This window comes from Pseudomonas sp. PDM10, from assembly GCF_014852295.1.
Taxonomy (GTDB): Bacteria; Pseudomonadota; Gammaproteobacteria; order Pseudomonadales; family Pseudomonadaceae; genus Aquipseudomonas.
This window is the reverse complement of the sequence record NZ_JACVBJ010000007.1, coordinates 444,883-470,891: the sequence shown is the minus strand read 5'-3', so window position 1 is coordinate 470,891 and position 26,009 is coordinate 444,883. Positions and strand designations below refer to the sequence as shown.

Below are 26,009 nucleotides of genomic sequence, written 5' to 3'. Positions count from 1 at the left end.
ACACAGTTACCTACGATCTTATCGAGTAACGTGGCTTAATTAGTTCCTCGATCTGCCTTAGTCAAAGACTGCTCCTGATGCTGCGGACAACGGATGTTCTGGTATTCGGGCTGTATCACGCACGGAAGATTCCGCGGCGATGCCTCTTCCGAAGGTTAACCATTTTTTTAACAAACGGAGTCACCTACATGGAAGTCATCAATCAGTTGCAACCCGCAGAGTGTGCGGGCATGGAGGACATCCGACGCGAAATCGATGCCCTTGATCAGGTCGTTATCAAGCTGTTGGGCAAGCGTTTTCACTACGTGCTGGCTGCCTCGAAGTTCAAGACCTCGGCGACTTCGGTGCGTGCTCCGGAGCGTTTCAAGGCCATGCTGGCGACACGTCGCGAGTGGGCCGAGGTCGAGGGCCTGAGCCCGGATGCAATCGAGAAGATGTACATCGACCTGGTAAACCACTTCATTGCTGAAGAGATGAAACACTGGGTGGCTCATCAATCCGAAACCTGATTCTGGTGTCCGGACTTTCCGCTTTGGGTTGTGGGTTCCGCTCAGTCGCGACATGCAGAAAACGGCCAAATGAAGACATTCGCCGAGCTACATGCAAGCACCCAGCAAGACCGGTCCCCTCTTCTTGTTGCCCGCCAAAACAACAAAGCCCAGCACCAGACCGGGTTTCAAGATGAGCGTGGAACGCTTATCAAGTATTCATTGAAAGGATGAGCACGATGAGCCGCACCAGCCATATCTGCCTGATGGCGACCTATAACGAGTGGATGAACGCAAAGATTTATGAGGCAGCCAGAAGCCTGCCAGATGAAGAGCTCTCAGTGGACAGGAAAGCATTTTTTGGTTCAATTCTCGGGACGTTGAACCACTTGGTGGCCGGTGACACTCTCTGGTTAAAGCGATTCGCCAAGCATCCAGCGAACCACTTGGCTCTGGGACCAGTTATGCAGCTTCCTGCCCTCAAAAGCCTCGACCAGTTGCTGTTCTCAAATATTCGAGAACTTTCGGCACATCGAGCGTGGCTCGATCAGAAAATTGTCGAGTGGTCTCGCTCCATTGCAGAGTCGGATCTAGATCACACCCTCAATTACACAAGCATGAAGGGAGTACCGGCTGACAGGAGCTTTTATGGTTTGGTCATGCATTTCTTCAACCATCAAACGCACCACCGCGGACAAGTTACTACCTTGCTTTCACAAGCGGGTGTCGACATAGGTGATACGGATCTGGTCGTCCTCATTCCATCCGAGTCCCGCACAAGTAGAAAAGCACCCTGAACGATTTAGCCAATCTGTTGCGTCGACCGGTTGAATCCACAGCCAGGAGCGGACATTCCAGGTCCTCTAGCTTTACCCCTCAAAATTGAAGCCTCTCTTTCCTGCCTGAGGTTGTAAATGATCTCTGCGCCTTCCAACCTTGCATAGGTATAGGGGGTATGCCTATCATGCTCAGCACATAGGTAGGGGGGGTATCCCATGGGTCATATCGCAGCAAATAAAGACGATCTTCTCAAACGCGTAAAACGTATTGCCGGACAAATCCAGGCCGTTGAACGGGCATTGGAATCGGATCTCGATTGCGCCAAAACACTGCACCTTGTTGCCGCCACTCGTGGGGCTATCAACGGCTTGATGGAGGAAATCATCGAAGAGCATGCCCGGGAGCATGTTGCGAACCCTGCGCTCAGCGAAGAAGAGCGTAACAAAGGCGTCGAAGAGCTTCTTGAAGCCATTCGCCGTTACTCCAAGTGAGCGCGTCCAGGGACACACTCAGGATGAGCAGCACCCACATCAACCACTCACATGACCATGTGTTCCTTGGCTCAGCGCACGACGAAAATGCCAAGCGTACGCTTTGGGTTGTGGCACTGACCGTTGTGATGATGATTGGCGAGATCACCGCCGGCTATATAACTGGCTCGATGGCGTTACTGGCCGATGGCTTTCATATGGCGACCCATGCCGGCGCATTGGGCATCGCGGCGGCCGCCTACGGATACGCAAAACGTCATGCTTTCAGCCAGCGCTACAGTTTCGGTACCGGAAAGGTTGGAGACTTGGGCGGGTTCGCCTCGGCGCTGATTCTCGGCATGGTCTCCCTGGGCATTGGCGTTGAGTCTGTCATGCGCCTCTTGCAGCCGACGGAAGTTCAGTTCGGCACCGCTACGCTCATCGCGATTGCCGGTTTGGTCGTCAACATTGTCAGCGCCCTTCTGCTGGGTCACGGGCACAGTCATGGGCACGATCATGATGATCATGGCCATGCCCATCACGGGAACGACAACAACCTGAAATCGGCCTACGTCCACGTCATCGCGGACGCGCTGACTTCGGTTCTGGCCATTGCTGCGCTGCTCGCCGGCCAGTATCTGGGTTGGGTTTGGCTGGACCCGGTCATGGGCATCGTCGGCGCCATCGTTATCGCGCGTTGGGCATGGACCTTGATGGGGGTTACAGCAGGTGTATTGCTGGATCAGACCGATGCGCACGTTGCCGAGGAAATCCGCGAACTGGTCGAGAAACCGGGGGATGCCACCATCACGGACTTGCACGTCTGGCGTGTTGGACCGCAAGCGCATGCAGCCATCGTCAGCGTCCTGGGTGAGGCCACTGCTAGCGCCGACAGCATTCGTGAACGTCTCAAACCGGTTCACGAAGTCAGTCATCTGACGGTCGAGTTTCGACTGGCATGATTGCGCGCCTCAATCGCCTGACTCAATCACGTGTGGCCAAAGGTAACTGACAATGGCTAAAGAAATCGAAAACCCCTGCATCTCCGTTTGCCAGCTGAGTGGTGATCTGTGTGTGAGTTGCGGGCGAAGCAAGGAAGACATCAGAAAGTGGAAACGCATGAAGCGGCCTGAAAAAATGGCCGCTGTGCAAAGGGCGAATGTGCGCTTGAAAGGACTGAAGAAAACACACGGATAGTCACTTGCCCTGGATGACCGCTTCGGGTCAAGAACGGCGCTCCGAGAGCGCCCCTCTTGGCCCCGCCAACCCACATAACCCTCAAAGCAACGTTTAAATGGCAGACTCTCCTTCACTTGATCGTTTCGGAGACCACCATGCTTCGCGCATTTGAACAAAGACTCGACCCCTTCCCGCCCGACGAAGTCCCTCCGCCACCCGAAGGCCTGGCTCGGTTCCTTTGGGCGTGCACACGGGGCGCCCGCGGCTATATTCTCGCGTTTGCGCTGCTCAGTGCCGGTGTGTCGATCTACGAAGCCTGGCTGTTTTCTTTCCTTGGTCAGGTCGTGGATCTGCTCTCGACCTGGCAAGCCGGTGGTGATGCGGCGGCGCAGGAAAGTCGCGTGTTGTGGGGCATGGGCATCGTCATGGTGGCGAGCATCGGGCTGGTGGCGTTGCGTACCATGGTGCAGCACCAGATATTGGCGATTAATCTGCCGTTGCGGCTGCGTTGGGACTTCCACCGCCTGATGCTGCGGCAAAGCCTTTCGTTCTTTTCCGATGAGTTCTCCGGCCGGGTCACCACCAAGGTGATGCAGACTGCGCTGGCCGTGCGCGACGTGCTGTTCACCCTTATCGAGATCGCACCCGGCATCGGGGTGTATTTCATCGCGATCATCGCGCTGGCCGGCGGCTTCGCACTGAAACTGATGCTGCCTTTCATTGCCTGGATCGTGTTGTTCGGGCTGGCCATGCTGTACTTCGTGCCCCGCTTGGGGAAGGTCGGACAGGAACAGGCCCATGCGCGCTCCTCGATGACCGGACGTATCTCAGACGCCTACACCAACATCACGACAGTGAAACTGTTCTCCCATTCCAATCGTGAAGCGCACTTCGCACGCGCGGCCATGGAGGATTTCAAGCGGACCGGTTATCGCCAGATGCGCCTGGTCAGCCAATTCGAGATCGTTAACCAGGCGTTGGTGGTGGCGTTGATCATGGCAGCCGGCGGTTATGCACTTTGGCTGTGGCACCTGGGCGAAGTCGGCACCGGTGCCGTGGCGGCGATTACCGCCATGGCGTTGCGTATCAATGGCATGTCGCACTGGATCATGTGGCAAATGACTTCGCTGTTCGAGAGCATCGGCACCGTGCAGGATGGCATGACAACCCTGACCCGTGGCCCCAAGGTGCAGGATGTGCCGAACGCAGGCGTGCTGGTGACCTCCGGCGGCGCGGTAACCTTCGACAATGTGAGCTTCAACTACAGTGGCGAACGCCAGGTGCTCGATGGCTTGAGCCTGAACATTCGCCCGGGCGAAAAAATCGGCCTGGTCGGCCGCTCCGGCGCGGGCAAATCCACGCTCATCAACTTGCTGCTGCGCTTCTATGATGTCGACAGCGGGCAGATTCGCATTGACGGGCAAGACATTGCGCACGTGACACAAGACAGTCTGCGTAGCGCCATCGGCATGGTCACCCAGGATACTTCCCTGCTGCACCGCTCCATTCGCGACAACATCGCCTACGGCCGACCCGATGCAAGCGACGCACAAATCCGCAGTGCCGCGGCCAATGCCCAGGCCGATGAGTTCATCAGCCAACTGAGCGACCGGCAAGGTCACACCGGCTACGACACCTTGGTGGGCGAGCGCGGCATCAAGCTGTCGGGCGGCCAGCGCCAGCGCGTCGCGATTGCCCGGGTGATGCTCAAGAACGCCCCGATCCTGCTACTTGACGAGGCTACCAGCGCGCTGGATTCGGAAGTCGAAGTGGCCATTCAGGAAAGCCTCGATGAAATGATGAAGGGCAAAACCGTCATCGCCATCGCCCATCGGCTGTCCACGATTGCGGCGATGGATCGACTGATTGTCATGGATGACGGACGCATCATCGAACAGGGCACCCACACCGAATTGCTCGCCAGGAACGGCCTCTATGCGCGGCTGTGGCACCATCAGAGTGGCGGGTTCCTGGGTGAGGACCTGGGGGTGACCGAGGTTATGGATCAGGAATGAGCGTGACCGGCCCAGGATGATCTGCAAGCGGCGGCTTTGAGTCCGGTTGCAGCCAGGCCGATCTGCCCCTCGATCAGGCGGACTTCAGGGAAAAACGCGAAGCCGGGCGATTCAAGCCGTAATGCTCGCGCAGCGTACTGCCCGAGTATTCACTGCGGAACAGGCCACGCTTTCGCAGTATCGGCAGCACTTCATCGAGGAACACTTCAAAGCCTTCGGGGAACGCTGGCGGCATCACGTTGAAACCATCGGCGGCACCACGGCGGAACCACTGCTCGATCAAGTCGGCAATCTGCACCGGCGTACCGACCGGCACCCAATGCCCACGAGCCCCCGCCAGGCGATTGATCAGTTGGCGCAGCGTCGGTTTCTCGCGGTCGACAATGTCGATGATCAATTTGAAACGGCTTGACTGGCTTTCGCTGCTGTCGAAGTTGATCAGGTGGCGCGGGAACGGTGCATCCAGATCGTGCCCGGTCAGGTCGACGCCCAACAGGCGGCGTAGCTGACCTAACGAGATGTGCGGCAGCACCAGTTCGTTGAGCTCCTCGAACTTGCGCTGGGCTTCGGCTTCGGTGCTACCGATGTAGGGGCTGATGCCCGGGAGAATTTTCAGCTGGCGAGGATCGCGCCCCGCCGCCTTCGCCCGAGCACGGATATCGTTGGCGAATTCAGTCGCGCTTTGCAGGGTCTGGTGCGCGGTGAAAATCGCTTCGGCATGCCTGGACGCGAAATCACGGCCATCTTCAGAAGACCCAGCCTGCACCTGCACCGGCCGCCCCTGTGGTGAGCGCGGAGAGTTGAACGGGCCCTTTACTTTGTAGTGGGTACCCACATGGTTGATCGCATGCACCTTGTCACCATCGGCAAACACCCCGGCTGTCTTGTCCAGCACCAGCGCATCGTCCTCCCAGCTGTCCCACAGGTCACCGACCACCTGCACGAATTCTTCGGCCTGAGCGTAGCGGTCAGAGGCCGAGGGATGTTTGTCCAGACCAAAATTGGCGGCTGCGGCGGCCATGGAAGTGGTCACGATGTTCCAGCCGGCGCGGCCCTTGCTGAGGTGGTCCAGCGCACTGAATGAGCGGGCCAGATTGTAGGGTTCGCTGTAGGTCGTGCTGGCCGTGGCGATCAGGCCTATGCGTTGGGTCACTGCGGCAATCGCTGCCAGCCAGGTGATGGGCTCGAAACGAATGCGCAAACCCTCATGCCCGCTTTCAGCCAGTGACGGCGAATCGGCGAAGAAAATCGCATCGAGTTTCTCGCGTTCAGCGCGCAGTGCCAGTTGCTGGTAATAGCCGATATCCATGGACAATTCCGGCACCGACTGCGGGTGACGCCAGGCCGCTTCGTGATGGCCGTTCGGATAGATGAATAAGTTGAGGCTGAGCTGGCGTTCGGACATTTCCCGTTCCCTGAAAAAATTGAGTGTGATCAAGCCTGCGCGCGACGTCAGGCGCGGAGTCTCAGTGCAGCTCGGCAAAATCGCTCAGCACATCGTCGCGCAGGGCAATGAAGCGGCTGTCACTGCGGTTGCGTGAACGCGGCAGATCGATGTCGAGGATGCGCCGGATGCGGCCGGGGTTGGGCTGCATTACCACCACGCGGTCACCCAGGAATACCGCCTCATCAACATCGTGGGTGACCAGGATCATGGTGATTTTTTCCTTGAGCCAGATGTTTTGCAGCTCGCCCTGCAGCCGCGCACGGGTCAAGGCATCAAGGGCCCCGAGCGGTTCATCCAGTAGCAGCACACTCGGACGATTGACCAACCCGCGCGCTATGGCCACGCGTTGTGCCATGCCGCCGGATAGCTGATGAGGGTAGGCATCGATAAAGTCTTGCAAGCCGACCAGTTCAATGTGCTCGCGCACGGTGTCGCGTTTCTGCCCCGCGCTCTGGGGTGAGTTCTTGAGGCCGACAGCGACGTTCTGCTCCACATTGAGCCAGGGGAACAAGCGGTGATCCTGAAATACGATGCCACGTTCCAGGCCAGTGCCTTCGATGGGTTTGCCATCCAGCAGGATGCGCCCGTCGTATTCTTCGTCCAGTCCAAGAATCAGTCGCAACAGCGTGGATTTGCCGCAGCCGCTGGCACCGACGATGCTGATGAACTCCCCCGGAGCGATGTCGAGGTGGATGTTGTCGAGTACTTGTAATTGAGTCGAACTGCCCGGTCGGGAAGCGAAACGCTTGCTGATGTTTTCCAGGGTCAGGCTGTTGTTGAGCATGTTGCAATCCTTTTGAAAGTGCCAATCAACGAGGAGCGATGCCGTACAGGCGCTGCATTCGCCGCTCAAGTGTCCGGGCCAATGCGTTGAGGCCCCAGCCCACCAGGCCGATAACCACCATTCCAAATAACACCAGGTCCATCATGAAATGTTCGCTGCCATCAATCAGCGTGTTGCCGATCCCCTCCCCCGATACCAGCAGGTATTCGGCACCGATGGTCGCCAGCCAGGAGTAGACCAGCGCCAGGTAAATCCCCGTGAAAATCGACGGTAAGGCGGCGGGAAGCATGACTCCGACGATGGTTTGCCAACGGCTGAAGCGGTATACCCGCGCCACTTCCAACAGGTTGGGTGGGACATTGCGTAAACCGTCGCAGGTATTCACCACCACCGGCACCAGCGCTGCCAGTGACAGGAACACCACCTTGGCCACATCGCCCAGGCCGAACCACACCGAGATCAACGGGATCCAGGCGAACAGAGAAATTTGTTTGAAGGTATTGAAACTCGGACCGACAAGACGCTGGAAATACCGCGACAGGCCCAGCAGGCAACCCAATACCAGGCCGAGCGTGGTGCCGATAAAAAAGCCACTGAGGTTACGCGCCAGGCTGGCAGAAATGGCCCGCCAGAATTTGCCCGAGGCAATTTGATCCCAGGCCGTGGTGGCGACTTTTTCCGGCGAAACGAGCAAGCCCGATTGGCTCCAGCCCTGGCTCGAAGCCAGCCACCACACGGCAATGGCGGCAATGGGCAAGACCCATCCGCGATATCGGCGGTGACGGCTACCGACTGACATGATCGCACTCATGACAGTCGCCCCCCGGCCGTTGGCCGACCGCGACTCAAGCGTTGTTCCAGGTAGTCGAAACCACGGTCTATCAACAGGCCGAGAGCACCGACCACCACAACGGCCGCCATCACCAGGTCCAGTTGAAACAGCTGGCGCCCATAGACAATCAGGTAACCCAGCCCCTCACTCGATGCCACCAACTCAACCACGACCAGCGATAACCAGGCTTTGGTGAAACCCAGACGCAAACCCGTAAACAGCGTCGGGATGGCCGCTGGCAAGACGATGGCGGTGACGCTTTGCCGACGACTGAAGCCGTAGGCCCGGCCGACTTCCAACAGCCCCTTGGGCGCCTGGTGGAAAGCCTGCAACGTACACAGCGTGATCGGCACCATGGCCGCCTTGGCAATCAGCACATACTTGAGCGTCTCGCCGATGCCGAACAACAGCAAGGCAAACGGCAACCAGCCCAGTACCGGTATTTGCACCAACGCGTTGAAGGTGGGTAAAAGATAATCCTCTACCGTTCTGGAAAGGCCAATGGCCAAGCCCAGCGCTATGCCGACGAATGCACCCAACGCAAATCCGACGACCACCCGTTGCAAGCTGGCGGAAGCGTTCAGCCACAGGTCACCGGAGGTGACCAGGTCCGACAGGGTTTGATAAACGTAGGCTGGCGGTGGCAGCACCTGCTCTGAAAGCCAACCGCGTTCCACCCCCAGGTACCATAAGCCGAACAACACCAGCGGCAGCAGCCAGGGCAAGGCTTTATCACCCAGATTGAAGGACCAGGCTGACGTGCGCTGCACCTCTACCTTGCGTGCTGAACGGGCCGGTGACGGTGGCAAGCGTTTGACGTTGTCGCTCGGTAATGCCGGCGTCGCGTACGGCTCTAATCTGACGGTCTGTGCCCTGGCCATTTGCCTAGCTCCCTTCCTTGGTCGCGGCCGCTACTGCATTGCCAGCCGGCTGTTTGCCATCCGGACCGTAGGGCGTCCAGTAGTGTTCAAGCCCCTTGGTTTTCAGGGATTTTTGCAAGTAGCTCGTCTCGAACCAGCCATCGATGCTGACGGGGCGACGGATGAGTTTTTCTTCCTTGGCCTGGTCCGCCACAGCCTGATAGCGACCAAGCAAAAAGTTGTCGACCAGAGGCGAGGCTTTGTCCCTGAGGCTTACGCCGGTGAAGTCGGCGCGGAGTGATTCTGCGGGTTCATTACTCTTGGCCCATTCAGTGAAGACAGCCTCACGATGGCTGTCATCCGAAGTCCATTTCGCCGCATCCACCAGCGTATCGACAACCTTTTGCACGTTGTCCGGATGTTCTTTCTCATAGGCCCCCCGAACCACCAGTGCAGTCTGCCGGGTGTAGCGCACATCCTGAGTGGGGTTGTCATAAACGATGTCGATCAGTCCTTGATCGCGAAGCTTGAACAATTCGCGACCGCCAAAGGCGGCATCGACGCCATTGGATACCAATGCGGCCTGAGTGCTTCCGGTATCGAGGTTGATGACCTTGATATCGCGCTCGGTCAGACCATGCGCCGCCAAAAGATTGATCGTCACCAGATGGCCGTTGGTTCCACGAAAGACCGCCACCTTTTTACCTTTCAGATCTTCGATGCTTTTGATCTCAGAGCCCTTGGGAACGGCCAGGTAAAGGTTGGCACGTACACCCAGTGCGGCCAGCAGTTTGGTGTCCAGCCCATTGGAACGCCCGACGACCGCGGGCAGATCGCCCTGGTAGGCGAAATCAAGTTGCTGGTTCGACAAGGCTTCGTTTACCGCGGGGCCAGCCCCCTTGAAAAAGAACCATTGCACCTCGGTACCGGTTCCAGCGAAGGCCTTTTCCAGCAGTTGCTGATTGCGCACGATGCCCAAGGTCGAGCCACTGAACGTTACCGGGTCACCGCCGCCGGCCGTCGCGACACCAATGCGCAATACGTCGGCCTGCGCCAGGGGTATTGCAAGCAGCGCAGCCAATACTGCAGCGATGCGACCTTTGTGAAACAGGGGGATACCTTTGAGTTCCATATAGAAACCTTCCTTGTGTCGATGAGACTCGTTTGTTACGCAGCGAGGTGTTTTTTATCGGCTTCGGTTTTCGGCGAGCGGGTATCCGGGCTTGGCTTGAGCGCTTGGCTCAAGCGACCGTCAACGCCAACCGGCACATCACCGTCGATGGTGGTTCGGCGCACGATTCGTTGGGCATCGCCATAGTCGTTAATCGCGATGTGCTGCGTGGCGCGGTTGTCCCAGATCACCACGTCACCCTCCTGCCAGCGCCAGCGCACGGTGTTGTCGACATGGGTAATACGATCGTGGAACAAGCGAATAAGTTGTTTCGAATCGCTATGGCTGACGCCCTGAATCTGTTTGACAAAGTGCCCCAACAACAAACTTCTTTCGCCCGACTCTGGATGCACTCGCACCAAAGGGTGTTCGGTCTCATAGACTTCGGCGGTGAACTGTTCGCGATAACGTTTGATGCCCGACTCGTCCGTATTACGGGGCGCCGCGTAGTCATATACGTTGGTGTGCAACGCACGCAAACTGTCTGCCAGTTGTTTTAATGGCTCGGGCAAGTCGGTGTAAGCCGCTGCGGTATTGGCCCACACCGTGTCACCGCCATACGGTGGAATAACCACACCGCGCAAAATGGAAATCTTCGGATAATTAGCAACAAAGGTCACATCGGTGTGCCAGGAATTGGCTCGGGTTTCCTTGGCGTCCAGGTGCAGGATGGCGGCACTTTGCTCGGCGGAACGTACGGTCGGATGCGGTACCTGATCACCGAAACGCCGGGAAAAAGCTTCGTGCTCGGCGTCATCCAGATGTTGGTCGCGAAAGAACAGCACTTTATATTTCAGAAGCGCCTGGTTAATAACTTCGAATTGCTCAGCGCTGATGTTTCCACCCAATTTCACCCCTTCCAGTTGCGCACCGATTCGACCAGCAACGGGTTTGATTTGAATTGTCATCGAGCCACTTCCTGTCTCACGAGTTGTTGTGGGACCAATCATAAAGACATAAAAGCAGCTGTGACTAATCACCATTTATTCTAAAGATAGAAGATCGAACCTATAACTAAGCCCCTATAAAAATGAGTTAGCAGATATAAGCGACCGGTTATTAGCTCATAACTTTTTATGTTGTGTTGCATCGACCATCTATCGCATAGATGGTATAATCGCAGACGGTTTATTACAGGGGCGTATAAATGACCGTCGAAAGCTACGACCAACTCGCGATCTTCTCGGCCGTGGCCCAAGAGCGTAGTTTCACCCGCGCGGCGGCCAGGCTCGGCATGTCTCAACCGGCCTTGAGCCGGGCCATGCGCCAGCTGGAGGAGCGATTGGGGGTCAGGTTGCTTGCTCGCACCACTCGAAGTGTCTCCCCCACCGAAGCTGGCGAACATCTGCTGCGGGTTATCGCCCCCCGGTTTGAAGAAATCGACAGTGAACTGGCGTTGCTCAGCGAGTTCCGCGACAAACCGGCCGGCAAATTACGCATCACGGCAGGTGAGCACTCGGCGATCACGTTGTTGCATCCGGTGCTGGCGAAGCTGCTGCCCGATAATCCCGATCTGAATATCGAAATCATCGTCGACTATGGCCTTACCGACATCGTGGCGGAGGGTTTCGACGCCGGCGTACGGCTGGGCCAGCAAGTGGCCAAGGACATGATCGCCATGCGCATCGGCCCTGACATGCGCATGGCGGTGGTGGGCTCCCCGGCCTATTTCACCCGATATCCCAGGCCGGTCATCCCGAGTGATCTCATGGTGCACAACTGCATCACCCTGCGTATGCCGACTTACGGCGGCCTGTTCCTCTGGGAGTTCGAAAAAGACGGGCAAGAACTGAAAGTGCGGGTCGAAGGCCAGCTGGTATTCAACAACATCGCCATGCGCCTGGAGGCGGCCCTTCAGGGACTGGGACTGGCCTATATGCCGGAGGACCTGGTGCTGGAGCATGTAGCGCAAGGTCGGTTGGTTCACGTGCTCAAAGACTGGTGCGAACCGTTCGCTGGCTACCACCTCTATTATCCGAGCCGGCGCCAGAGTTCACCGGCCTTCACCTTGCTGCGCGAAGCCCTGCGCTATTTGGGTTGATCAGCCTGGACGCGATCCAGCGCTTCACCGGCACGCTTGGCCGCAGCGGCATCACCTTGCTCAGCCAGCAGCTGAACCAGCTGACGTAACTGCGCTGCCGTCAGGCCGACCCGCAGGCTGGCAGCCATGTGCGAGCGCAGTTGCGACTCGACACCGGGAGTGACGGCCAAAGCAGCGACGGTGGCCAGCTCACGACTTTGCCAGTCCAGGTTATCGCGCTCGAAGATGTCGCCGAACAGATGCGCCTGCAAGTACTGGTTGATGACCGGAACGAAGTCGAACAACGGGCCCTGGACCGGCGCACCGGCGATTCGCGTCTGATTGGCTTTGCCCGCCGCCAGGAGTTCATCGCCGACAGGAATGACCCGACCGGGCTCACGCCCCGGATCGTCCTGAATGCCACGTTGCTTGCGTGCCTCGACCACGTTCATCAGCTCGCCAAGCGCATTGAGACTGCGTGGAAAACCGCTGTAGGCGTAGAGTTGCACCAGAATTTCCTTCGCCTCGCTGACCGTCAGGCCCGCATCCAGCCCCTGATTCAACGCGGCATTGAGCCCGGACATGTTGCTCGTGGCCATGGCGGCGGCCATCAACGGGATGGCCTGTTGCTTGGCGGACAGCGTCTCGGACACCGGTTGGCTCGCAGGCTCGGCTTTCGGTGCCACCGAACCTTGGGCGTTGTATTGCTCGTCGGTCACTTTCTCCAGCCATTGCACACTCTTGCCATCCACCGACCCCGTCACGGCGAGGTGCGTCATGGCGCTCGCCGGAGCGGCGCCATGCCAGTGCTTGACGCCCGGAGGACAGACGATGACGTCGCCGGGGTGGATTTCCTGCATCGGCTTGCCCCATTCCTGGACCCGCCCCACACCAGAAGTCACTACCAATCGCTGTCCTGCGGGGTGGGTATGCCAGGCCGAGCGAGCGCCCGGTTCGAAACTGACATAAGCGCCGGAAGCATTAATCTCGTCCGTGACGGGAAACAAAGGATCGACGCGGACTCGCCCGGTGAAATAGTCCGCAGGTCCCGCAACCGCAGCCTGAGTGCCCGCCCGGCTGATCTGCTGCTCGGTCCGGCGGGATTCACTGGCATTGTCTGCACCGGCGGCGTCGGCGAAGGGGGCCGCGGCACACACCGCGATGCCTATCAAAGTGTTCTTCATGAGGACGTATCCCTTCAAGTCAGAGCGTTCTGGCGTAAAACGCGGTCAACTGGTCCATGGCGACGTCCACATACGCAGGCACCCAGTAGGTTTCGATATGGGTCGCGCCATCGATGGTGAACAGTGTTTTGTCCTGGGTGCCGGTGGCTTTGGCATAGGCTTGTTGCGACATGTACAGGCTGTCGGCCTTGCTGCCAGCGATCATCAGCAATGGCTGGTCGATCAGCTCGATCTGATCCGTGGCATCGAAGCTCATCAGGTCCATCAAGCTGCTCTGGGTATAACGGAAAGTCGAGTTAGGGTGAGCGTGGGTCTTGCCGTAGTACTCGAAGCCCTGTCGATACAGATCAAACGGCAGCTTGACGATCTGTTCATCAGTCAGCCTGGCATCACCGACGTAGAGGACTTCTCCCCCCGCCGCTTCCTGGGCCCGGGCCGCCGACGCTTGCTGCAAGCGTTCCTGAATCGTCGACAGCTGCGAATCCTGGTAGCCATTACGGCGAACCAACCCAGAGTTGAACATGCTCAAGGTCGCAATTGACTGGAAGCGCTTGTCGGTTTGCGCCGCCGCCAATGAATAACCGCCACCGCCGCAAATACCGAGCAAGCCCAGGCGCTTGCTGTCGACGCCGGGATAGCGGGCAATGAAATCAGCCATGCCATGGATGTCTTCAATGCGATGCGTCGGTTTGTCCACATTGCGCGGCTCACCCCCACTGGCCCCTTGATACGCCGCATCCGCCGTGATCGTGATGTAGCCCTGATCCGCCAGACGCTGGGCATACAGGCCCGCGACCTGTTCCTTCACCCCACCATTGGGGTGCGCCACGACGACGACCGGGTATTTTTTCGCCGCATCATAGTTCGCCGGGGTGTATAAGTTGGCGGCAATGTCCAGACCGTTGAGTTTGTAGGTGACCGGGTGGATGTTGACCTTGCCCGGTTCGTTCTTGGTCAGCGCGCCACCGTAGGTCAACGTGAATGGGTTCTGCTTGTAGTCCGCCGCCTCGGCTTCGACGCCCGACATTCCGATCATGGCAGCCATCAACGTGGCCTTCAGCGTAGTTCGCATCATTAGGCATACTCCTGACATTTCAAGTGTGTGAGAGGGCTGGCCGATATCGCCGCGCTCCTGGTCAATCCAGATTTTTTTCAGCGAGAAACTGCGAAACCAGATCAGCGATCTCGACGTTGTTCATGTCCGAAAAAGGAAAGTGACTATTGCCCTTGATACCGATCTCCGGCAGGTGTACGAGCCTGACGTCACCGCCATGGCGATTCACCGTATCGCGCCACAGGCGCGCCATCTCGAGCCGCGCGCGCCAGCTGTCCTGGGCCGGCAACCGAACCGGTTGGTCGGGGATGTTGTCGCCGTAGAAAATAACGATGGGGATGTTGGTCAGTGCTTTGAACTGTTCCGCCGATACGGCCTGACCCGAGAGCGTGTCGAACGCGCTGGCAATCGGTGCGGGCACCTCACCCTCTGGAAACACGAAGCTGCTGCCCGGCTCGAATGCCACGATGGCTCGCACGTTACGGCTCTTGATCGCCGTCAGCCAACCGGGGCCGCCGCCCTGAGAATGTGTGAACAAGATGGCCGGCCCGGTCTTTTCCAATAGCGCGGAAACGCCATTGGAGACGACCTCAATGTCGTAAGGCCCGGTGTTGGGCGTCATCGACCGAAAGAACTGCTCAAGGGCTGCCGGCCCACGAGGAAACTGGCTGTCCTTGAAACTTTCGGGCCACAGGCCGATGCGGAATTGGTTGAACCACAGCTGCTCGTCCGGCACCGGTTTGATCGTCGTTTCAACCAGGCTGCGTCCCGCATCGCCACGGCGCGGCTGGTCGATCAGGTACGTGGAGAATCCTCGCCGCAGGAAAATGTTCTGGAACCCTTCACGGCCATCGGCCGTTGTCTCCCAGGACTTCGCGGACTGCCCCGCGCCATGCAGCATGAGAATCGGCAGCGGACGAGCGTCGACGGGAACCTGATAGAACGCATACACATGGTCGCCATGATAGGTCTGGCCATCAGGCATCAACGGTTTGTAGGGGTCGAAGGTTCCCGGTTGGGTGATCAATCCACCGCCGGCGATGAGGCTGCCCTGATCCTTGATGATCAGCGGGGCGTGATCGTCAGCGCTGACCAACGCACTGGCACCCAGTGCGAAACAAAGGCTGCCGGCCTTTGCAGCAGCGGGCATGTTTTGGCGGATGAATTTCTGAATCATGGCTTGCTCTCGATTTGATTTCGCCGAGAAGCAAATTACCTTTCAACGATTAATCGATAAACCGCGCTAATCACATAGCACTAATACCAAATTCACATAAGTACGATGCCTGTCCTTGGTAACAGACAACAATCGGTCAAAAACCGCCGATCAGGGTATGTACCAAAAAGACGGCGATTCAATTAGCGCTATCAAGCAACGTCAAACAAGCAACGTCAAAAATCCAGTCAATTAGCGAACTCCTCACGCCTGGAATTTTTTCATGGCACGAAGTGTAAAGTGCAAAAGGTGTCCTAGACTACACACTTAAATGGTCTGATTTCATAAATGCTGCACCGCTGTAACTACTGGGTTTTTATATGAATTCAGACATTTCAGACGCAGTACTGCCTTTATAGAATGCCCCCTATCGACCCAAGAGCGGGATGCCAATATGAATAGTAGTTCCGTAGCGGGCTCTCGATACAGCGTACTTGATGGATGGCGCGGCATAAGCATCTTGCTTGTCCTGGCGTGCCATCTGCTACCACTTAGCCCAAAGGCCTGGCAATTTAATGCCGCCGCAGGCGTTATGGGAATGGCTATATTTTTTACGCTATCAGGTTTCCTGATAACAAATTTTCTGCTCAACAACAGCAGTGTCGTTGATTTTTTAATCCGCAGAATCTTTCGGATTGTGCCGCTCGCCTGGTTGTACATGCTCATTGCGTTACCTGTCATGAACAGCACTTCGGATGTCTACATCGCAAACTTCCTGTTCGTTGCCAACTGGCCGCCCATGTGGCTTGGCAGTGTAAACGGCCACCTATGGAGTTTGTGCCTGGAGGTCCAGTTTTATTTCGCCATCGCTTTGCTGGTCGTTCTGATGAGAAACAAGTGGGTATTGATGATTCCTGCTCTCTGCATCGCCGTCACGATGTACCGGGTCATGAATGAAGTGCATGTCGCAATCAACACTTATTACCGCATTGATGAAATACTTTCCGGATGCATACTGGCACTGATATACAACAACAGACTGGGCAACATCCGTGACAAACTTCCGACACAAACATGGATCACGCAACTATTTTTATTACTCCTGTTTGTCTTGTCCTGTCATCCCGACGCGGGCTTCATGAATTATTTCCGCCCCTATCTTGCCGCAGCAATGGTGGGGAGTACGTTACTCAATAGTCAGACACGCGCTGCCCAGCTTCTGAATAATCGCGCTCTATTTTATATCGCCACTATTTCGTACGCTCTCTACGTTGTTCATCCGCTGCTAATAGATACTTGGCTGGGTAGCGGAGACACCGTTATAAAATATTTGAAGCGCCCTTTGTTGTTCGCCGCCATTTTTATCACCGCGCATATCTCGACCTTCTATTATGAAAAATGGTGGATTGCTTTTGGTAAGAAACTTTCCAAGAAAGTCGCTAGCCAACCTGTTACATCGGCCGGTTGAATCCACCGTCGTTTGCGGGCCTTCACGATAGGCTGCCGTTACTTGTTAAGGCGCAGAGCGTCGAAAGCATCTCGCGCCTGGCAGGCGGTATAGGTCATTTGCGCGGCGACCAGACCGGCCAGACCAAAAGTACGGGTCAACCCGAACTTGGCGAAACCTTCGGGAATCGGAATGGACTTGGCGATTGCGTCAGCCAGAACCTCGCCCGCCACCGTCGTGGGCGCCATGCCATGACCACCAAAACCTACGGCGTGCCAGACGCCAGCATCATCTTGGCCAATCTGGGCCATTTGATGCCGGCCATAACTCATCAACCCGCCCCAGGAATACTGGATTTTTACACCTTCCAGCTGGGGATAGACGGTTAAAAGATCTGTTTTGAGCAGACTGGCGATCGCTTCCGGGCTCCGATTGAGCACCGAAATCCGCCCTCCCCACAGTAGCCTGCTGTCGCGAAGCGGTCGGTAGTAATCGAAAGCGAACCGCGTGTCGTAAACGGCTGATTCACAGTCAATAACATCTTTCAAACGGGCCCCGAGCGGTTCGGTTGCAACGACATAGGTGGCAATGGGTAGCACAGCACGTTCGACCGGGCGATAGACGCCGCGCGCGTATCCGCCACAGGAAAAAATGACATGCTCGGCATGCACTTCCCCGCCTTCGGTGTTCACAACATATTTCTTTCCACGCCTCTCGATGTTCAGGGCGGATGATTGCTCATGGATACGCACACCGAATTCAGCCACCGTGCGAGCAATGCCGTACACGTACTTGAGAGGGTGAAAGTGGAAAGCGTTGCGCTCCAACAGGCCGCCGAAATAGCGCTCCGTCTTGAGTATCTCTTTCAACTGGCCTGGCGGCAGGTATTCCCAGTCAACCCCATAGACATCGCTCATCAGTTTTCGCGGTGTTTCAAGTCTTGACGGGTCGTTGAACCAATTAGCCAGAATCACCCCCTGGTCAACCAGGTCACAATCGATAGCGTATTGTTTGATTCGATTACGGATCAACTCAACGGCATCAAGCGTCAGCCGGTAAAGGCGCTGTGCCTCTTCAACGCCAAGGGTGGCGAGAAGGTCAGCGTTTCCCAGGCTGTAGCCTCCGAAGACGAAGCCGCCATTACGCCCCGAAGCACCATGACCGAGGCGATGAGATTCCAGAACAACGACGTCGTTGATACCACGCTCCGCCAACCCGAGTGCGGTCGACAGGCCTGCCAGGCCACCACCGAGGATGCACACTTTAGTATCGATACGACCCGATTGGGCGGGGTAGTGGGTGATGTCGGCCGTGGTTTCATAATAGGTTTGCTGGTAATCAGTGCTCATAAATTCATGTGGCCTCGACGGCGTTTTTATTCAATCGCCTGATTGCAAAAGAAAGTCCTGGACGTAGGGCACAAGTCACCGCCCCCCTTGCACCGATAGAAACGGAGCGTAGACGCAGAAAGGATGGCTTTCCAACCGCCAAAAACACCGCTAATGTAATAATTACTACAAAATAAATAGCACTCTCTACATGAAAAACTGGCTGACACTGATTCTCGCTTTACCCACCGCGAATGCCACCGAACGCATGCGAGCCTGGCGTGCTCTGAAAGCCTCAGGTGCGGCGGTTTTGCGCGATGGTGCCTATCTGTTGCCTGATACCGGTGTCTGTCGTGAAGCGCTGGCGTCTGTCGAGCGCGACATCCTTTCTATCAATGGCACTGTTTACATCCTGCCTGTGGTCGATCCGCAGGGTGAGCGCTTTGTCGAGTTGTTCGACCGTAGCGATGACTACAGCAAGCTACGCGCAGAGATTGAAGCGTGCCGTGGGCAGCTCAATCCTGAAAACGCGTTGGCCATCACCAAACACATTCGCAAGTTGCGCAAAAACTACGATCAACTCTCCAACATCGATTATTTTCCAGGCAAGCCCAAGGAGCAGATTGATTCAGCGTTGCAGGAGCTTGAGACGGCTGCCAGCAGAGCGTTGTCTGCGGATGAACCCCATAGCCGCGACGAGCCGATAACGGCACTCAACCGTGGCGACTATCAACGTCGTGTCTGGGCAACGCGCAAGCGTCCGTGGGTTGACCGTCTGGCTTGTGCCTGGTTGATTAGGCGCTTCATTGATCCTCAAGCCCGGATCCTCTGGCTGAATACTCCACATGACTGTCCGGCAGACGCGCTAGGCTTTGACTTTGATGATGCGACCTTCAGTCATGTCGGCAATCGCGTGACCTTCGAAACCCTGCAAGCCCGTTTTGAGCTTCAAGAGCCCGGCCTGAACCGCATCGCGGCCTTGGTGCACTATCTCGATATCGGCGGCATTCAGCCTTTGGAGGCGGCCGGCATCGAGCGCGTGCTGGCAGGACTACGCGAAACCATTCCCCATGACGACCACTTGCTGGCTGCTGCGAGCGCCATCTTCGACGGCCTGCTCGCCGAGTTTGTGAAAGAGGAACAACCCAATGAGTAAGGTTTTGCCATCAACGGTTGAAGGGGATCTATCGAGGCCGGAGGCCGTCAGCTTGCGTGAAGCACTCTGGTTCTGGTTGAAGCTCGGCTTCATCAGTTTCGGCGGGCCCGCAGGACAGATTTCGATCATGCATCAGGAACTGGTAGAACGTCGGCGCTGGATCTCCGAACGACGCTTTCTCCATGCGCTCAACTATTGCATGTTGCTGCCTGGGCCAGAGGCTCAGCAATTGGCGACTTACATCGGCTGGCTGATGCATCGGACCTGGGGCGCAGTGATCGCCGGCGTGCTGTTTGTGCTGCCCTCACTGTTCATCCTGATCGCTTTATCGTGGATGTACATCGCGTTCGGCGAAGTGCCCGTGGTGGCTGGCCTCTTCTATGGGATCAAGCCCGCCGTGACGGCCATCGTGGTGCAGGCGGCACATAGAATCGGCTCTCGGGCGCTGAAGAATAATTGGCTGTGGGCGATAGCAGCCGCTTCATTTGCCGCGATCTTCGCGTTCAATGTTCCTTTCCCGCTGATCGTATTGGGGGCAGCGTTAATCGGCTATGTCGGAGGGCGTCTGGCACCTGAAAAGTTCAGAACCGGGGGCCATGGCGCTGCCAAAAAGTCCTACGGCCCAGCCTTGATCGATGACGACACTCCATCCCCGGAACATGCCAGGTTCAGCGGGTTCAAGTTGGCATCGCTCGCCCTGATTGGCGCCGTGCTCTGGGCTTTGCCGATGGGTATTTTGATTGTCCTCTTTGGTTGGGAAGGCACCCTGACCCAGATGGGCTGGTTCTTTACCAAGGCCGCGTTGCTGACTTTTGGCGGGGCCTATGCAGTCCTCCCGTATGTCTATCAAGGTGCGGTCGGTCACTATGGCTGGCTTACTCCGACCCAGATGATCGACGGTTTGGCACTGGGGGAAACCACACCAGGCCCGCTGATCATGGTGGTGGCCTTCGTCGGATTTGTTGGAGCGTACGTCTCACAAGTGTTCGGCGCCGATCATGTATTTCTGGCCGGCGCTGTCGCAGCCACCCTGGTGACATGGTTCACTTTCCTGCCCTCGTTCCTGTTCATCCTTGCCGGTGGCCCACTGGTGGAATCGACTCACAACGAACTCAAATTCACGGCACCGCTTACCGCAATCACAGCGGCGGTGGTTGGAGTGATCCTCAATCTGGCATGTTTTTTCGGCTATCACGTGCTGTGGCCGCGGGGCTTCAGCGGCAACCTCGACTGGCCTTCTGCACTGATCGCCATTTTGGCGGCAATTGCCTTGTTCCGCTTCAAACGGGGCGTCATACAGGTGCTGATGGCTTGCGCGCTTGTCGGCCTGGCCGTGCATCTGCTGCGCTAGAGAGGATGTGATCGGCCGACGCTTGCGGGCGCAGGCGGTGAAATAAACGAAAACGGGCGCCTTGTCGGGCGCCCGTTTTGTTTTGGGGTTCGTGCTGCGCGGCTTGGTTGCTTGCAGCCTTTCACCCACTGCCGAACGATGCAGGGCATCGCAGCAAGCAGCTAAGCTTTATCAGGAAGCCTTCGCGAAACCCGGAAAAGTCAGGAGGCAAACAATGAGCAAACAACCTCAACCCCGGAGCCGCTCCAACCCCCAACCCAGATCTCGCCCGGTAGTGCCTGCCCTGCCGAGTAAGACAGGCACCCCGTCCGGGGGCTTGCGCGGTAGCTACCCACCGAAGAAGTCCAATTGAGCTCAAGCGTGCGGCTGGCTGTGCAGCTGAGTCTGTTGTACTTCCCTATCAGCCGTTATGACTGATCAGTGCGATTTTTTCGATACCGATGTCCCGGCTTTGCTCAACCCTTTCGTGTTGTGATCGCCAGGCGTCGTGGCCGAGATTGCACTGGCTTTGGTCACACCGTGAGTATCTTTGGAATGGGCGATGCCTGAAGTCGCTTGGCCATGACCGCGATCACTATTACGATCATTGCCGTAGTGGTTTCCGCTTACACCATGGTCGCGAACAGCCTTGCCGGCATGATCGCTGCTCAGGCCATTGCCGCGCCCGTTACTGTTAGCACCGCCGGAGTGATCTGAACCACTGTGACCGCTGCCTATGCCGCCGCCGTGGCCGCCGCCGTGGCCGCCGCCGTTACCACCTCCGTTGCCTCCCCCATTACCACCACCGTTACCGCCACCACCACCACCACCACCACCACCACCACCACCACCACCACCACCACCACCACCATCTTTCGCATAGGCGGAGTTCATGATGGACAGGTCAGCAGGGAGTAATGGGGCGGCTGCCAGCATCAGGGCGCAGGTCATTACAGCAATGAGACTCTTATTTTTTAAAAGCATGATGGCTTCCATAGGGTTGATATCGCGATTGTTATGACGCTTTAAGCCCCAGACAGTTCAAGTCCTGCGACCGACGGATGTAATGCGTTCGGGATCGTCGCGCCACAGGTCTGCCCCGCCCTGTTCAACCACGAGCCACCCTGCTTGCTCGCCGGGTCGAGCGGAACTTGAAGTGGATAACCACCGGTCGAGAGGGAAATGTCTCGATGCTCACGAACCGGCGCACGTCCCACATGAGCAGGCCTGCGTCGAGTTCGTCATCGCGAAGGCGACTGCCGCGAAGTGTGCGAGGCCGCCAGAGCTCACGCCGTGACGATCGTGTGCGGCATCAATGAATGCGACCGGCTAAAAGGGAGGCGGCACGCTCTACAACAGCGTAGTCGTTATCGGCACGAACGGGGAAATACTCAACCGCCACCGCAAGCTGATGAAGCCAATCCCAAGCGCATGATGCTTGGATGGATTACCCAAGTTGAAGGATGTCCCCAACGAATTAGGCGGATCGGGCATCAGCATGGATGAATAGCGCCGGTTGCCACCTGTTCGGCAGCAACTCGGCAATTTCATGGGCAGCCGTTTCAGAACAGCCTTCAAATAGGCATATGGATCATGCCCATTAATCAAAAGCACCGTTGAGCACTTCATAGATGAGCCCGGTTGCCAGCGCGACCAATATCAAGTCGGTGCCAACTTGCTGCCATTCATACCCATCATAATGAGGCAGCCTGCCGATCAACCGACCGTCCAGTTTTTTGGCAATACCGGGGGGAAGCGGCTTGCCTCGCGCGAGGTTCTTTTGGATGCCGGGGGGCAATGCAGGGCCGGGGCTCCAGTAGTCCCGATACCCGCCAATAACCCCAAGAACGCTTGCGTGATTGATGCTTGGGCCATTCTCCCAATCGCCGCCTCCGGAGTTTTTACCTTTGCCTCCCTGGTTGCCATGAACCTGGCTGTTTTGCGGATGCCCCTTGCCGTTTCCCTGGCCCTTTCCATTACCAGGGTCGGCCAATGCAGTCACTGAACCGGAAACCAGCGCAAGGCATGTAATAGCTGCAATCAACGAGCGAGATTTGAGCATGAGTCGTTCCTTCAATGGCGGGACATCTCTCTGCAATTTAGACGCTATCGACGATGTGGGTTCCATTTCTTCACATCGACACCCAAGCACTACTGCGCGTCACTTCAGCATTATTTGCCTCTATTTCTGACATTGTTTCCCGTGTTCACCGTCGAGCACGGGAGGCGTGATGGCAAACAGCTACTCTCTTCACGGTTTCTCATGTAGGCCCCGACGTGCCGGAATAACCTGGTTTTTCCGGCTCAATTACATGGAGTAAAAGTGAATGCCTTTGCCCCCTCGTTTTCTTGCCCACTACCGCAAGGCCGACCGAATCATGCTGGGTGCCAGCAATGGCTGTACTTAGCCAGGCTGCGTGTACGGGAGATAGCTGGCGGGGGAACGTGTAACAAATTAAGTCACGAACGTTTACCTACAGCGCAGATCCTTATACGATGAAGTCCGCATATACTGCTCTCCATCAGGCAGAGTAAACCATGGTTATATTTGACAAATCGGGCTTAACAAATTGTGTTTTTATGGTCAAGCAAATCTTGTGCAGACACCTTAGCGAAAGCTGTAGACATGTTCAATTATTCCTACAATAAAATGCTATATCATTGGGCGTCTGAACGATGAATAACACTAACTTTCTGGCTGACAACTCTAAAACCTTCAGCATAGTTATTGTCAATTACAAAACACCAGAAATCACCAAGATATGCTTGGACTTATTGCACCAGCATGTGGCCAGCCACAACATCCCAGTATGGGTAGTTGACAACTATTCCGCCGATGAAAGCACTGAGTATTTACGTACGCTTGACTGGATCAATTTAATCGAACGTTCTGTTTCCGAACCAGAACCCGGGCATGTCGCGCATGGCAAAGCACTTGACCTGGTTTTGGAGCGAGTTGAAACTGATTATTTATTTCTAATGCACACCGATACATTTGTTTTCGATAAAAATGTTTTTCCGATGATGCTGAATAAATGCTTAAAAAACCAAAAAGTCGTAGCCGTCGGCTGTGTTGAGCAATTAAACCGCGGCACCACGAGAACGCTTTGGCGCTTTAGCTCACGCCTGTTCAAACACCATTTCAGGCACCTGAAAATCTCCATGGGATTACGTTCCAGAGAACCAAAACCGTACAGAGAAGTCTACTTGAAGAGCTTCTGTACATTATGGAACTGCAAACTTATCAAACAGCACAACATGCATTTTTTGATGGATGAACGCGTGCCAGGTTACACCCTCCAAGACCGCATGACCGAACTTGGCTATGTCGTTGAAATGTTATCACCGCGTAAAATCTTCAGTTATCTGGATCACATGCAGTCTGGCACTGTCGCCGCGGCTGGCGGCTATGGAAAGACTCATAGACGAACCAAAATGTACAACGATATTCTTAAGCGTCTGAAAAAAGAAGACAGCAAAAGTTAAGCGATGAAGAGACACAACGAGCAGTGCGCTGGACGCTGCTTGAAATCACCAAAACGTCTTTATATCAAGTTATTGGAGCGGTAATGGCACCCAACACTCAAGCACTACCCATGACCCTCTCCCCGGAGCTTGATTTCGACCAGAACGCCGCCAGCGCCTTGGGTTCGTCATTGGCCAGTGGCTATGTTCAGGCGACGCCATTTCCGCACATCGTCATCGATAATTTCCTGGATGAAGCGCTGATTGCAAGTATCTGCTCGCACTTCCCAACTGAACCCACCAACAACGAAATGCTGTATGAGCGCGGCTATAAAGGTCAACTAAAACGTCAAATCAGCCCCAACGAATGCACCCCCTATTTGAAGACTATCTTCAATGCCTTCAACTCAGCCCCCATGCTGCAGTTTCTTGAGAAGCTCACAGGTATTGAAGGCTTGATACCCGACCCCTACTTTACTGGTGGCGGCCTGCATGAAACGAAAAGTGGTGGCTTCCTGGGGGTACACTCGGACTTCAGACTCAACAAAAAGCTTAAGGTTGAACGCCGACTGAATATCATCATTTATCTAAATGAAGACTGGCGAGAGGAATATGGCGGCAACCTTGAACTTTGGGATGTCGGGATGAAGACCTGCCTTAAGAAAGTCCTGCCCATTTACAATCGCTGTGTCATTTTCAACACAGACAAAGACAGCAATCATGGGCATCCAGAGCCTTTAACAACTCCAGAGCACATCACCCGTAGGTCTATTGCGCTTTACTACTACACCGCAGGAACCATGGTGATCGATCCTGCACAAAGAAATAAAACCCACTACAAACCAAGGCCCAAAGATCGTTTAAGCCTAAAGTACTACCTGGCTAAACTGATCAAGAAAAAAAACTAGACTACGAAAGCAGCCATTGCGCGCCATTCAGGGAAGATCATGGACATTCGATTGACGGAAGCCAAAGACTGGATGTTTTTGAAGCAAGTCCGTCTCGCTGCGCTGTTGGACACGCCGACAGCGTTTGGTGTGAGTTACCAAGAGGCCGCTCAATACAGTGACGAGCAGTGGAAAGAACGCGCCTCGTCAGCGGCCGGACCGGAATTCTGGCTGGCCATCAAGGACAGCAAACCGGTGGGAATGATCGGTGCCGGGGTCAGTCAAGCGAATCGCTATAACCTGATCGGAATGTGGGTAGAACCCGCTGCACGGGGTTCTGGCGTGGCAGCTCAGCTTGTCGAGGCGGTAAAATCTCGCGCGATCGGCAAAGGGCATGATCGCGTTTTTCTGGATGTCTCCCCGGACAATGCAAGAGCCTCCCACTTCTACCTAAAGCAGGGTTTCTCTTTCATCGACGAATGGGAACCTTTGGCCAGTCATCCGCATATCAGGGTTCAGACCATGCTGTGGACTGTACGGAACTGATTAATCAGACGTGGCTGACCTCTCAGCACGCCCACGTTTGCCCGAGCGTCTCCAGACCGGACTTTTGCAGATCCTGTGGGCTCATTACAATACGGAACTTGCAGGTGGCGTTGAAGTTGAGAAAAAAGGGCTCTGCCAATGCGGGGATGTCGGAGGGGTCTTGTACGTCGACCACAAAAATCCCACCACGCTTGCCATCTTGCTCGGTAAAGTACGCCGCCTCCGGTTTGATGCTGGCCAGGATGCGTTCAACAACCTCACCCACCTTCCCGGCTTTGACAAGGGTATTGAAGGGTTCATTAGGGCACTCGACCATCAGTAACATCCTCATCATTCAATCCTCTGTTCAACGTGCAACGCTGCAGTGTCATAGAAGAATAGCCAAGCGTGAGCCAGCCCTCGTGCCGGGT

The 26,009-nt window shown here is 56.1% G+C and carries 26 protein-coding genes and 1 pseudogene; 13 read left to right on the top strand and 14 right to left on the bottom strand.

The annotated features are described in order from the left end of the window. Positions 1-188 precede the first annotated feature (188 nt). The 6 genes from IB252_RS25420 (at position 189) to IB252_RS25395 (ending at position 4,932) form a co-directional block, all read left to right on the top strand. On the top strand, positions 189-509 hold the full coding sequence (locus IB252_RS25420) for an isochorismate lyase (protein WP_192410653.1): 321 nt from the start codon (positions 189-191) through the stop codon (positions 507-509). Positions 510-727: 218 nt separating this feature from the next. Then, complete coding sequence (locus tag IB252_RS25415; RefSeq protein ID WP_192410652.1) at positions 728-1,285, top strand: DinB family protein; 558 nt, start codon at positions 728-730, stop codon at positions 1,283-1,285. Positions 1,286-1,483: 198 nt separating this feature from the next. Beyond that, complete coding sequence (locus IB252_RS25410) at positions 1,484-1,759, top strand: metal/formaldehyde-sensitive transcriptional repressor (RefSeq protein ID WP_069900955.1); 276 nt, start codon at positions 1,484-1,486, stop codon at positions 1,757-1,759. Positions 1,760-1,782: 23 nt separating this feature from the next. Then, the gene (gene dmeF, locus IB252_RS25405) at positions 1,783-2,700 is read left to right on the top strand and encodes a CDF family Co(II)/Ni(II) efflux transporter DmeF (RefSeq protein ID WP_192410651.1); all 918 of its coding nucleotides are present in this window, start codon (positions 1,783-1,785) and stop codon (positions 2,698-2,700) included. Between the two features lie 52 nt (positions 2,701-2,752). Next, entirely contained in the window at positions 2,753-2,935 is a 183-nt protein-coding gene (locus IB252_RS25400; RefSeq protein WP_081757405.1) for a DUF1289 domain-containing protein, read from the top strand. Positions 2,936-3,072: 137 nt separating this feature from the next. Continuing rightward, the gene (locus IB252_RS25395) at positions 3,073-4,932 is read left to right on the top strand and encodes an ABC transporter ATP-binding protein (RefSeq protein ID WP_192410650.1); all 1,860 of its coding nucleotides are present in this window, start codon (positions 3,073-3,075) and stop codon (positions 4,930-4,932) included. A 73-nt stretch (positions 4,933-5,005) separates the two neighbouring features. Here the strand turns inward: IB252_RS25395 and IB252_RS25390 are convergent, their stop codons facing one another. From IB252_RS25390 to IB252_RS25365, 6 genes are all read right to left on the bottom strand, one after another. Next, complete coding sequence (locus tag IB252_RS25390; protein ID WP_192410649.1) at positions 5,006-6,337, bottom strand: LLM class flavin-dependent oxidoreductase; 1,332 nt, start codon at positions 6,335-6,337, stop codon at positions 5,006-5,008. Between the two features lie 61 nt (positions 6,338-6,398). Beyond that, positions 6,399-7,163 (bottom strand): ABC transporter ATP-binding protein, encoded by a 765-nt coding sequence (locus tag IB252_RS25385; protein WP_192410648.1) that lies wholly within the window; start codon positions 7,161-7,163, stop codon positions 6,399-6,401. A gap of 25 nt (positions 7,164-7,188) precedes the next feature. Further along, the gene (locus IB252_RS25380; protein WP_412548182.1) at positions 7,189-7,962 is read right to left on the bottom strand and encodes an ABC transporter permease; all 774 of its coding nucleotides are present in this window, start codon (positions 7,960-7,962) and stop codon (positions 7,189-7,191) included. Between the two features lie 8 nt (positions 7,963-7,970). After that, positions 7,971-8,876 (bottom strand): ABC transporter permease, encoded by a 906-nt coding sequence (locus tag IB252_RS25375; protein ID WP_192410646.1) that lies wholly within the window; start codon positions 8,874-8,876, stop codon positions 7,971-7,973. A 4-nt stretch (positions 8,877-8,880) separates the two neighbouring features. Then, complete coding sequence (locus tag IB252_RS25370; RefSeq protein ID WP_192410645.1) at positions 8,881-9,987, bottom strand: ABC transporter substrate-binding protein; 1,107 nt, start codon at positions 9,985-9,987, stop codon at positions 8,881-8,883. A 35-nt stretch (positions 9,988-10,022) separates the two neighbouring features. Next, a complete protein-coding gene (locus IB252_RS25365; RefSeq protein ID WP_192410644.1) occupies positions 10,023-10,934 on the bottom strand; it encodes a TauD/TfdA dioxygenase family protein in 912 nt (303 codons plus the stop codon). Between the two features lie 239 nt (positions 10,935-11,173). Between IB252_RS25365 and IB252_RS25360 the strand changes: the two genes are divergently transcribed. Next, entirely contained in the window at positions 11,174-12,067 is an 894-nt protein-coding gene (locus IB252_RS25360) for a LysR family transcriptional regulator (RefSeq protein WP_192410643.1), read from the top strand. On the opposite strand, the gene IB252_RS25355 is transcribed toward IB252_RS25360, so the two are convergent. From IB252_RS25355 to IB252_RS25345, 3 genes are all read right to left on the bottom strand, one after another. Beyond that, positions 12,055-13,230 carry a cupin domain-containing carboxymuconolactone decarboxylase family protein gene (locus IB252_RS25355; RefSeq protein ID WP_192410642.1) on the bottom strand — a complete coding sequence of 392 codons (1,176 nt, stop codon included), beginning with the start codon at positions 13,228-13,230 and terminating at the stop codon, positions 12,055-12,057. The two genes, IB252_RS25360 and IB252_RS25355, sit on opposite strands and share 13 nt — an antisense overlap. A 19-nt stretch (positions 13,231-13,249) precedes the next feature. Next, positions 13,250-14,305, bottom strand: a complete 1,056-nt coding sequence (locus IB252_RS25350; protein ID WP_192410641.1) for an alpha/beta hydrolase — start codon at positions 14,303-14,305, stop codon at positions 13,250-13,252. Positions 14,306-14,366: 61 nt separating this feature from the next. Next, a complete protein-coding gene (locus IB252_RS25345) occupies positions 14,367-15,461 on the bottom strand; it encodes an alpha/beta hydrolase (RefSeq protein WP_192410640.1) in 1,095 nt (364 codons plus the stop codon). Positions 15,462-15,894: 433 nt separating this feature from the next. Between IB252_RS25345 and IB252_RS25340 the strand changes: the two genes are divergently transcribed. After that, complete coding sequence (locus IB252_RS25340) at positions 15,895-16,908, top strand: acyltransferase family protein (protein WP_192410639.1); 1,014 nt, start codon at positions 15,895-15,897, stop codon at positions 16,906-16,908. Between the two features lie 38 nt (positions 16,909-16,946). Here the strand turns inward: IB252_RS25340 and IB252_RS25335 are convergent, their stop codons facing one another. Continuing rightward, positions 16,947-18,236: an NAD(P)/FAD-dependent oxidoreductase gene (locus IB252_RS25335; protein WP_192410638.1), complete on the bottom strand. Its 1,290-nt coding sequence runs from the start codon at positions 18,234-18,236 to the stop codon at positions 16,947-16,949. Between the two features lie 190 nt (positions 18,237-18,426). Here IB252_RS25335 and IB252_RS25330 point away from each other — a divergent pair, with 190 nt between their 5' ends. After that, complete coding sequence (locus IB252_RS25330) at positions 18,427-19,371, top strand: chromate resistance protein ChrB domain-containing protein (RefSeq protein WP_111448849.1); 945 nt, start codon at positions 18,427-18,429, stop codon at positions 19,369-19,371. Beyond that, entirely contained in the window at positions 19,364-20,722 is a 1,359-nt protein-coding gene (gene chrA, locus IB252_RS25325) for a chromate efflux transporter (RefSeq protein ID WP_192410637.1), read from the top strand. The genes IB252_RS25330 and chrA overlap by 8 nt, the downstream gene beginning before the upstream one ends. A gap of 417 nt (positions 20,723-21,139) precedes the next feature. Here the strand turns inward: chrA and IB252_RS25320 are convergent, their stop codons facing one another. The 3 genes and pseudogenes from IB252_RS25320 to IB252_RS25315 form a co-directional block, all read right to left on the bottom strand. Further along, entirely contained in the window at positions 21,140-21,685 is a 546-nt protein-coding gene (locus IB252_RS25320; RefSeq protein WP_192410758.1) for a hypothetical protein, read from the bottom strand. Between the two features lie 84 nt (positions 21,686-21,769). Continuing rightward, positions 21,770-21,962, bottom strand: a pseudogene (locus tag IB252_RS30240) (transcriptional regulator); the annotation flags it as partial. 339 nt (positions 21,963-22,301) lie between these two features. Next, a complete protein-coding gene (locus IB252_RS25315) occupies positions 22,302-22,763 on the bottom strand; it encodes an anti-virulence regulator CigR family protein (protein ID WP_192410636.1) in 462 nt (153 codons plus the stop codon). A 614-nt stretch (positions 22,764-23,377) separates the two neighbouring features. Between IB252_RS25315 and IB252_RS25310 the strand changes: the two genes are divergently transcribed. From IB252_RS25310 to IB252_RS25300, 3 genes are all read left to right on the top strand, one after another. Further along, a complete protein-coding gene (locus IB252_RS25310; protein ID WP_192410635.1) occupies positions 23,378-24,187 on the top strand; it encodes a glycosyltransferase in 810 nt (269 codons plus the stop codon). Between the two features lie 83 nt (positions 24,188-24,270). Next, positions 24,271-25,074, top strand: a complete 804-nt coding sequence (locus IB252_RS25305; RefSeq protein ID WP_192410757.1) for a 2OG-Fe(II) oxygenase — start codon at positions 24,271-24,273, stop codon at positions 25,072-25,074. Positions 25,075-25,113: 39 nt separating this feature from the next. Next, entirely contained in the window at positions 25,114-25,599 is a 486-nt protein-coding gene (locus tag IB252_RS25300) for a GNAT family N-acetyltransferase (protein ID WP_192410634.1), read from the top strand. Between the two features lie 22 nt (positions 25,600-25,621). Here IB252_RS25300 and IB252_RS25295 read toward each other — a convergent pair whose 3' ends face one another. Beyond that, a complete protein-coding gene (locus IB252_RS25295) occupies positions 25,622-25,930 on the bottom strand; it encodes a panthothenate synthetase (RefSeq protein WP_192410756.1) in 309 nt (102 codons plus the stop codon). Positions 25,931-26,009: the final 79 nt, after the last annotated feature.

Excerpts from the sequence above, each read along its gene's own strand:
- IB252_RS25365 (WP_192410644.1), bottom strand. The coding sequence starts at position 10,934 with ATGACAATTCAAATCAAACCCGTTGCTGGTCGAATCGGTGCGCAACTG.
- IB252_RS25320 (WP_192410758.1), bottom strand. The coding sequence starts at position 21,685 with ATGCTTTTAAAAAATAAGAGTCTCATTGCTGTAATGACCTGCGCCCTG.
- IB252_RS25305 (WP_192410757.1), top strand. The coding sequence starts at position 24,271 with ATGGCACCCAACACTCAAGCACTACCCATGACCCTCTCCCCGGAGCTT.
- IB252_RS25300 (WP_192410634.1), top strand. The coding sequence starts at position 25,114 with ATGGACATTCGATTGACGGAAGCCAAAGACTGGATGTTTTTGAAGCAA.
- chrA (WP_192410637.1), top strand. The coding sequence starts at position 19,364 with ATGAGTAAGGTTTTGCCATCAACGGTTGAAGGGGATCTATCGAGGCCG.
- IB252_RS25345 (WP_192410640.1), bottom strand. The coding sequence starts at position 15,461 with ATGATTCAGAAATTCATCCGCCAAAACATGCCCGCTGCTGCAAAGGCC.
- IB252_RS25315 (WP_192410636.1), bottom strand. The coding sequence starts at position 22,763 with ATGCTCAAATCTCGCTCGTTGATTGCAGCTATTACATGCCTTGCGCTG.
- IB252_RS25310 (WP_192410635.1), top strand. The coding sequence starts at position 23,378 with ATGAATAACACTAACTTTCTGGCTGACAACTCTAAAACCTTCAGCATA.
- IB252_RS25340 (WP_192410639.1), top strand. The coding sequence starts at position 15,895 with ATGAATAGTAGTTCCGTAGCGGGCTCTCGATACAGCGTACTTGATGGA.
- IB252_RS25390 (WP_192410649.1), bottom strand. The coding sequence starts at position 6,337 with ATGTCCGAACGCCAGCTCAGCCTCAACTTATTCATCTATCCGAACGGC.
- IB252_RS25360 (WP_192410643.1), top strand. The coding sequence starts at position 11,174 with ATGACCGTCGAAAGCTACGACCAACTCGCGATCTTCTCGGCCGTGGCC.
- IB252_RS25385 (WP_192410648.1), bottom strand. The coding sequence starts at position 7,163 with ATGCTCAACAACAGCCTGACCCTGGAAAACATCAGCAAGCGTTTCGCT.
- IB252_RS25370 (WP_192410645.1), bottom strand. The coding sequence starts at position 9,987 with ATGGAACTCAAAGGTATCCCCCTGTTTCACAAAGGTCGCATCGCTGCA.
- IB252_RS25355 (WP_192410642.1), bottom strand. The coding sequence starts at position 13,230 with ATGAAGAACACTTTGATAGGCATCGCGGTGTGTGCCGCGGCCCCCTTC.
- IB252_RS25375 (WP_192410646.1), bottom strand. The coding sequence starts at position 8,876 with ATGGCCAGGGCACAGACCGTCAGATTAGAGCCGTACGCGACGCCGGCA.
- IB252_RS25295 (WP_192410756.1), bottom strand. The coding sequence starts at position 25,930 with ATGAGGATGTTACTGATGGTCGAGTGCCCTAATGAACCCTTCAATACC.
- IB252_RS25410 (WP_069900955.1), top strand. The coding sequence starts at position 1,484 with ATGGGTCATATCGCAGCAAATAAAGACGATCTTCTCAAACGCGTAAAA.
- IB252_RS25400 (WP_081757405.1), top strand. The coding sequence starts at position 2,753 with ATGGCTAAAGAAATCGAAAACCCCTGCATCTCCGTTTGCCAGCTGAGT.
- IB252_RS25415 (WP_192410652.1), top strand. The coding sequence starts at position 728 with ATGAGCCGCACCAGCCATATCTGCCTGATGGCGACCTATAACGAGTGG.
- IB252_RS25335 (WP_192410638.1), bottom strand. The coding sequence starts at position 18,236 with ATGAGCACTGATTACCAGCAAACCTATTATGAAACCACGGCCGACATC.
- IB252_RS25395 (WP_192410650.1), top strand. The coding sequence starts at position 3,073 with ATGCTTCGCGCATTTGAACAAAGACTCGACCCCTTCCCGCCCGACGAA.
- IB252_RS25350 (WP_192410641.1), bottom strand. The coding sequence starts at position 14,305 with ATGATGCGAACTACGCTGAAGGCCACGTTGATGGCTGCCATGATCGGA.
- dmeF (WP_192410651.1), top strand. The coding sequence starts at position 1,783 with ATGAGCAGCACCCACATCAACCACTCACATGACCATGTGTTCCTTGGC.
- IB252_RS25330 (WP_111448849.1), top strand. The coding sequence starts at position 18,427 with ATGAAAAACTGGCTGACACTGATTCTCGCTTTACCCACCGCGAATGCC.
- IB252_RS25420 (WP_192410653.1), top strand. The coding sequence starts at position 189 with ATGGAAGTCATCAATCAGTTGCAACCCGCAGAGTGTGCGGGCATGGAG.
- IB252_RS25380 (WP_412548182.1), bottom strand. The coding sequence starts at position 7,962 with ATGTCAGTCGGTAGCCGTCACCGCCGATATCGCGGATGGGTCTTGCCC.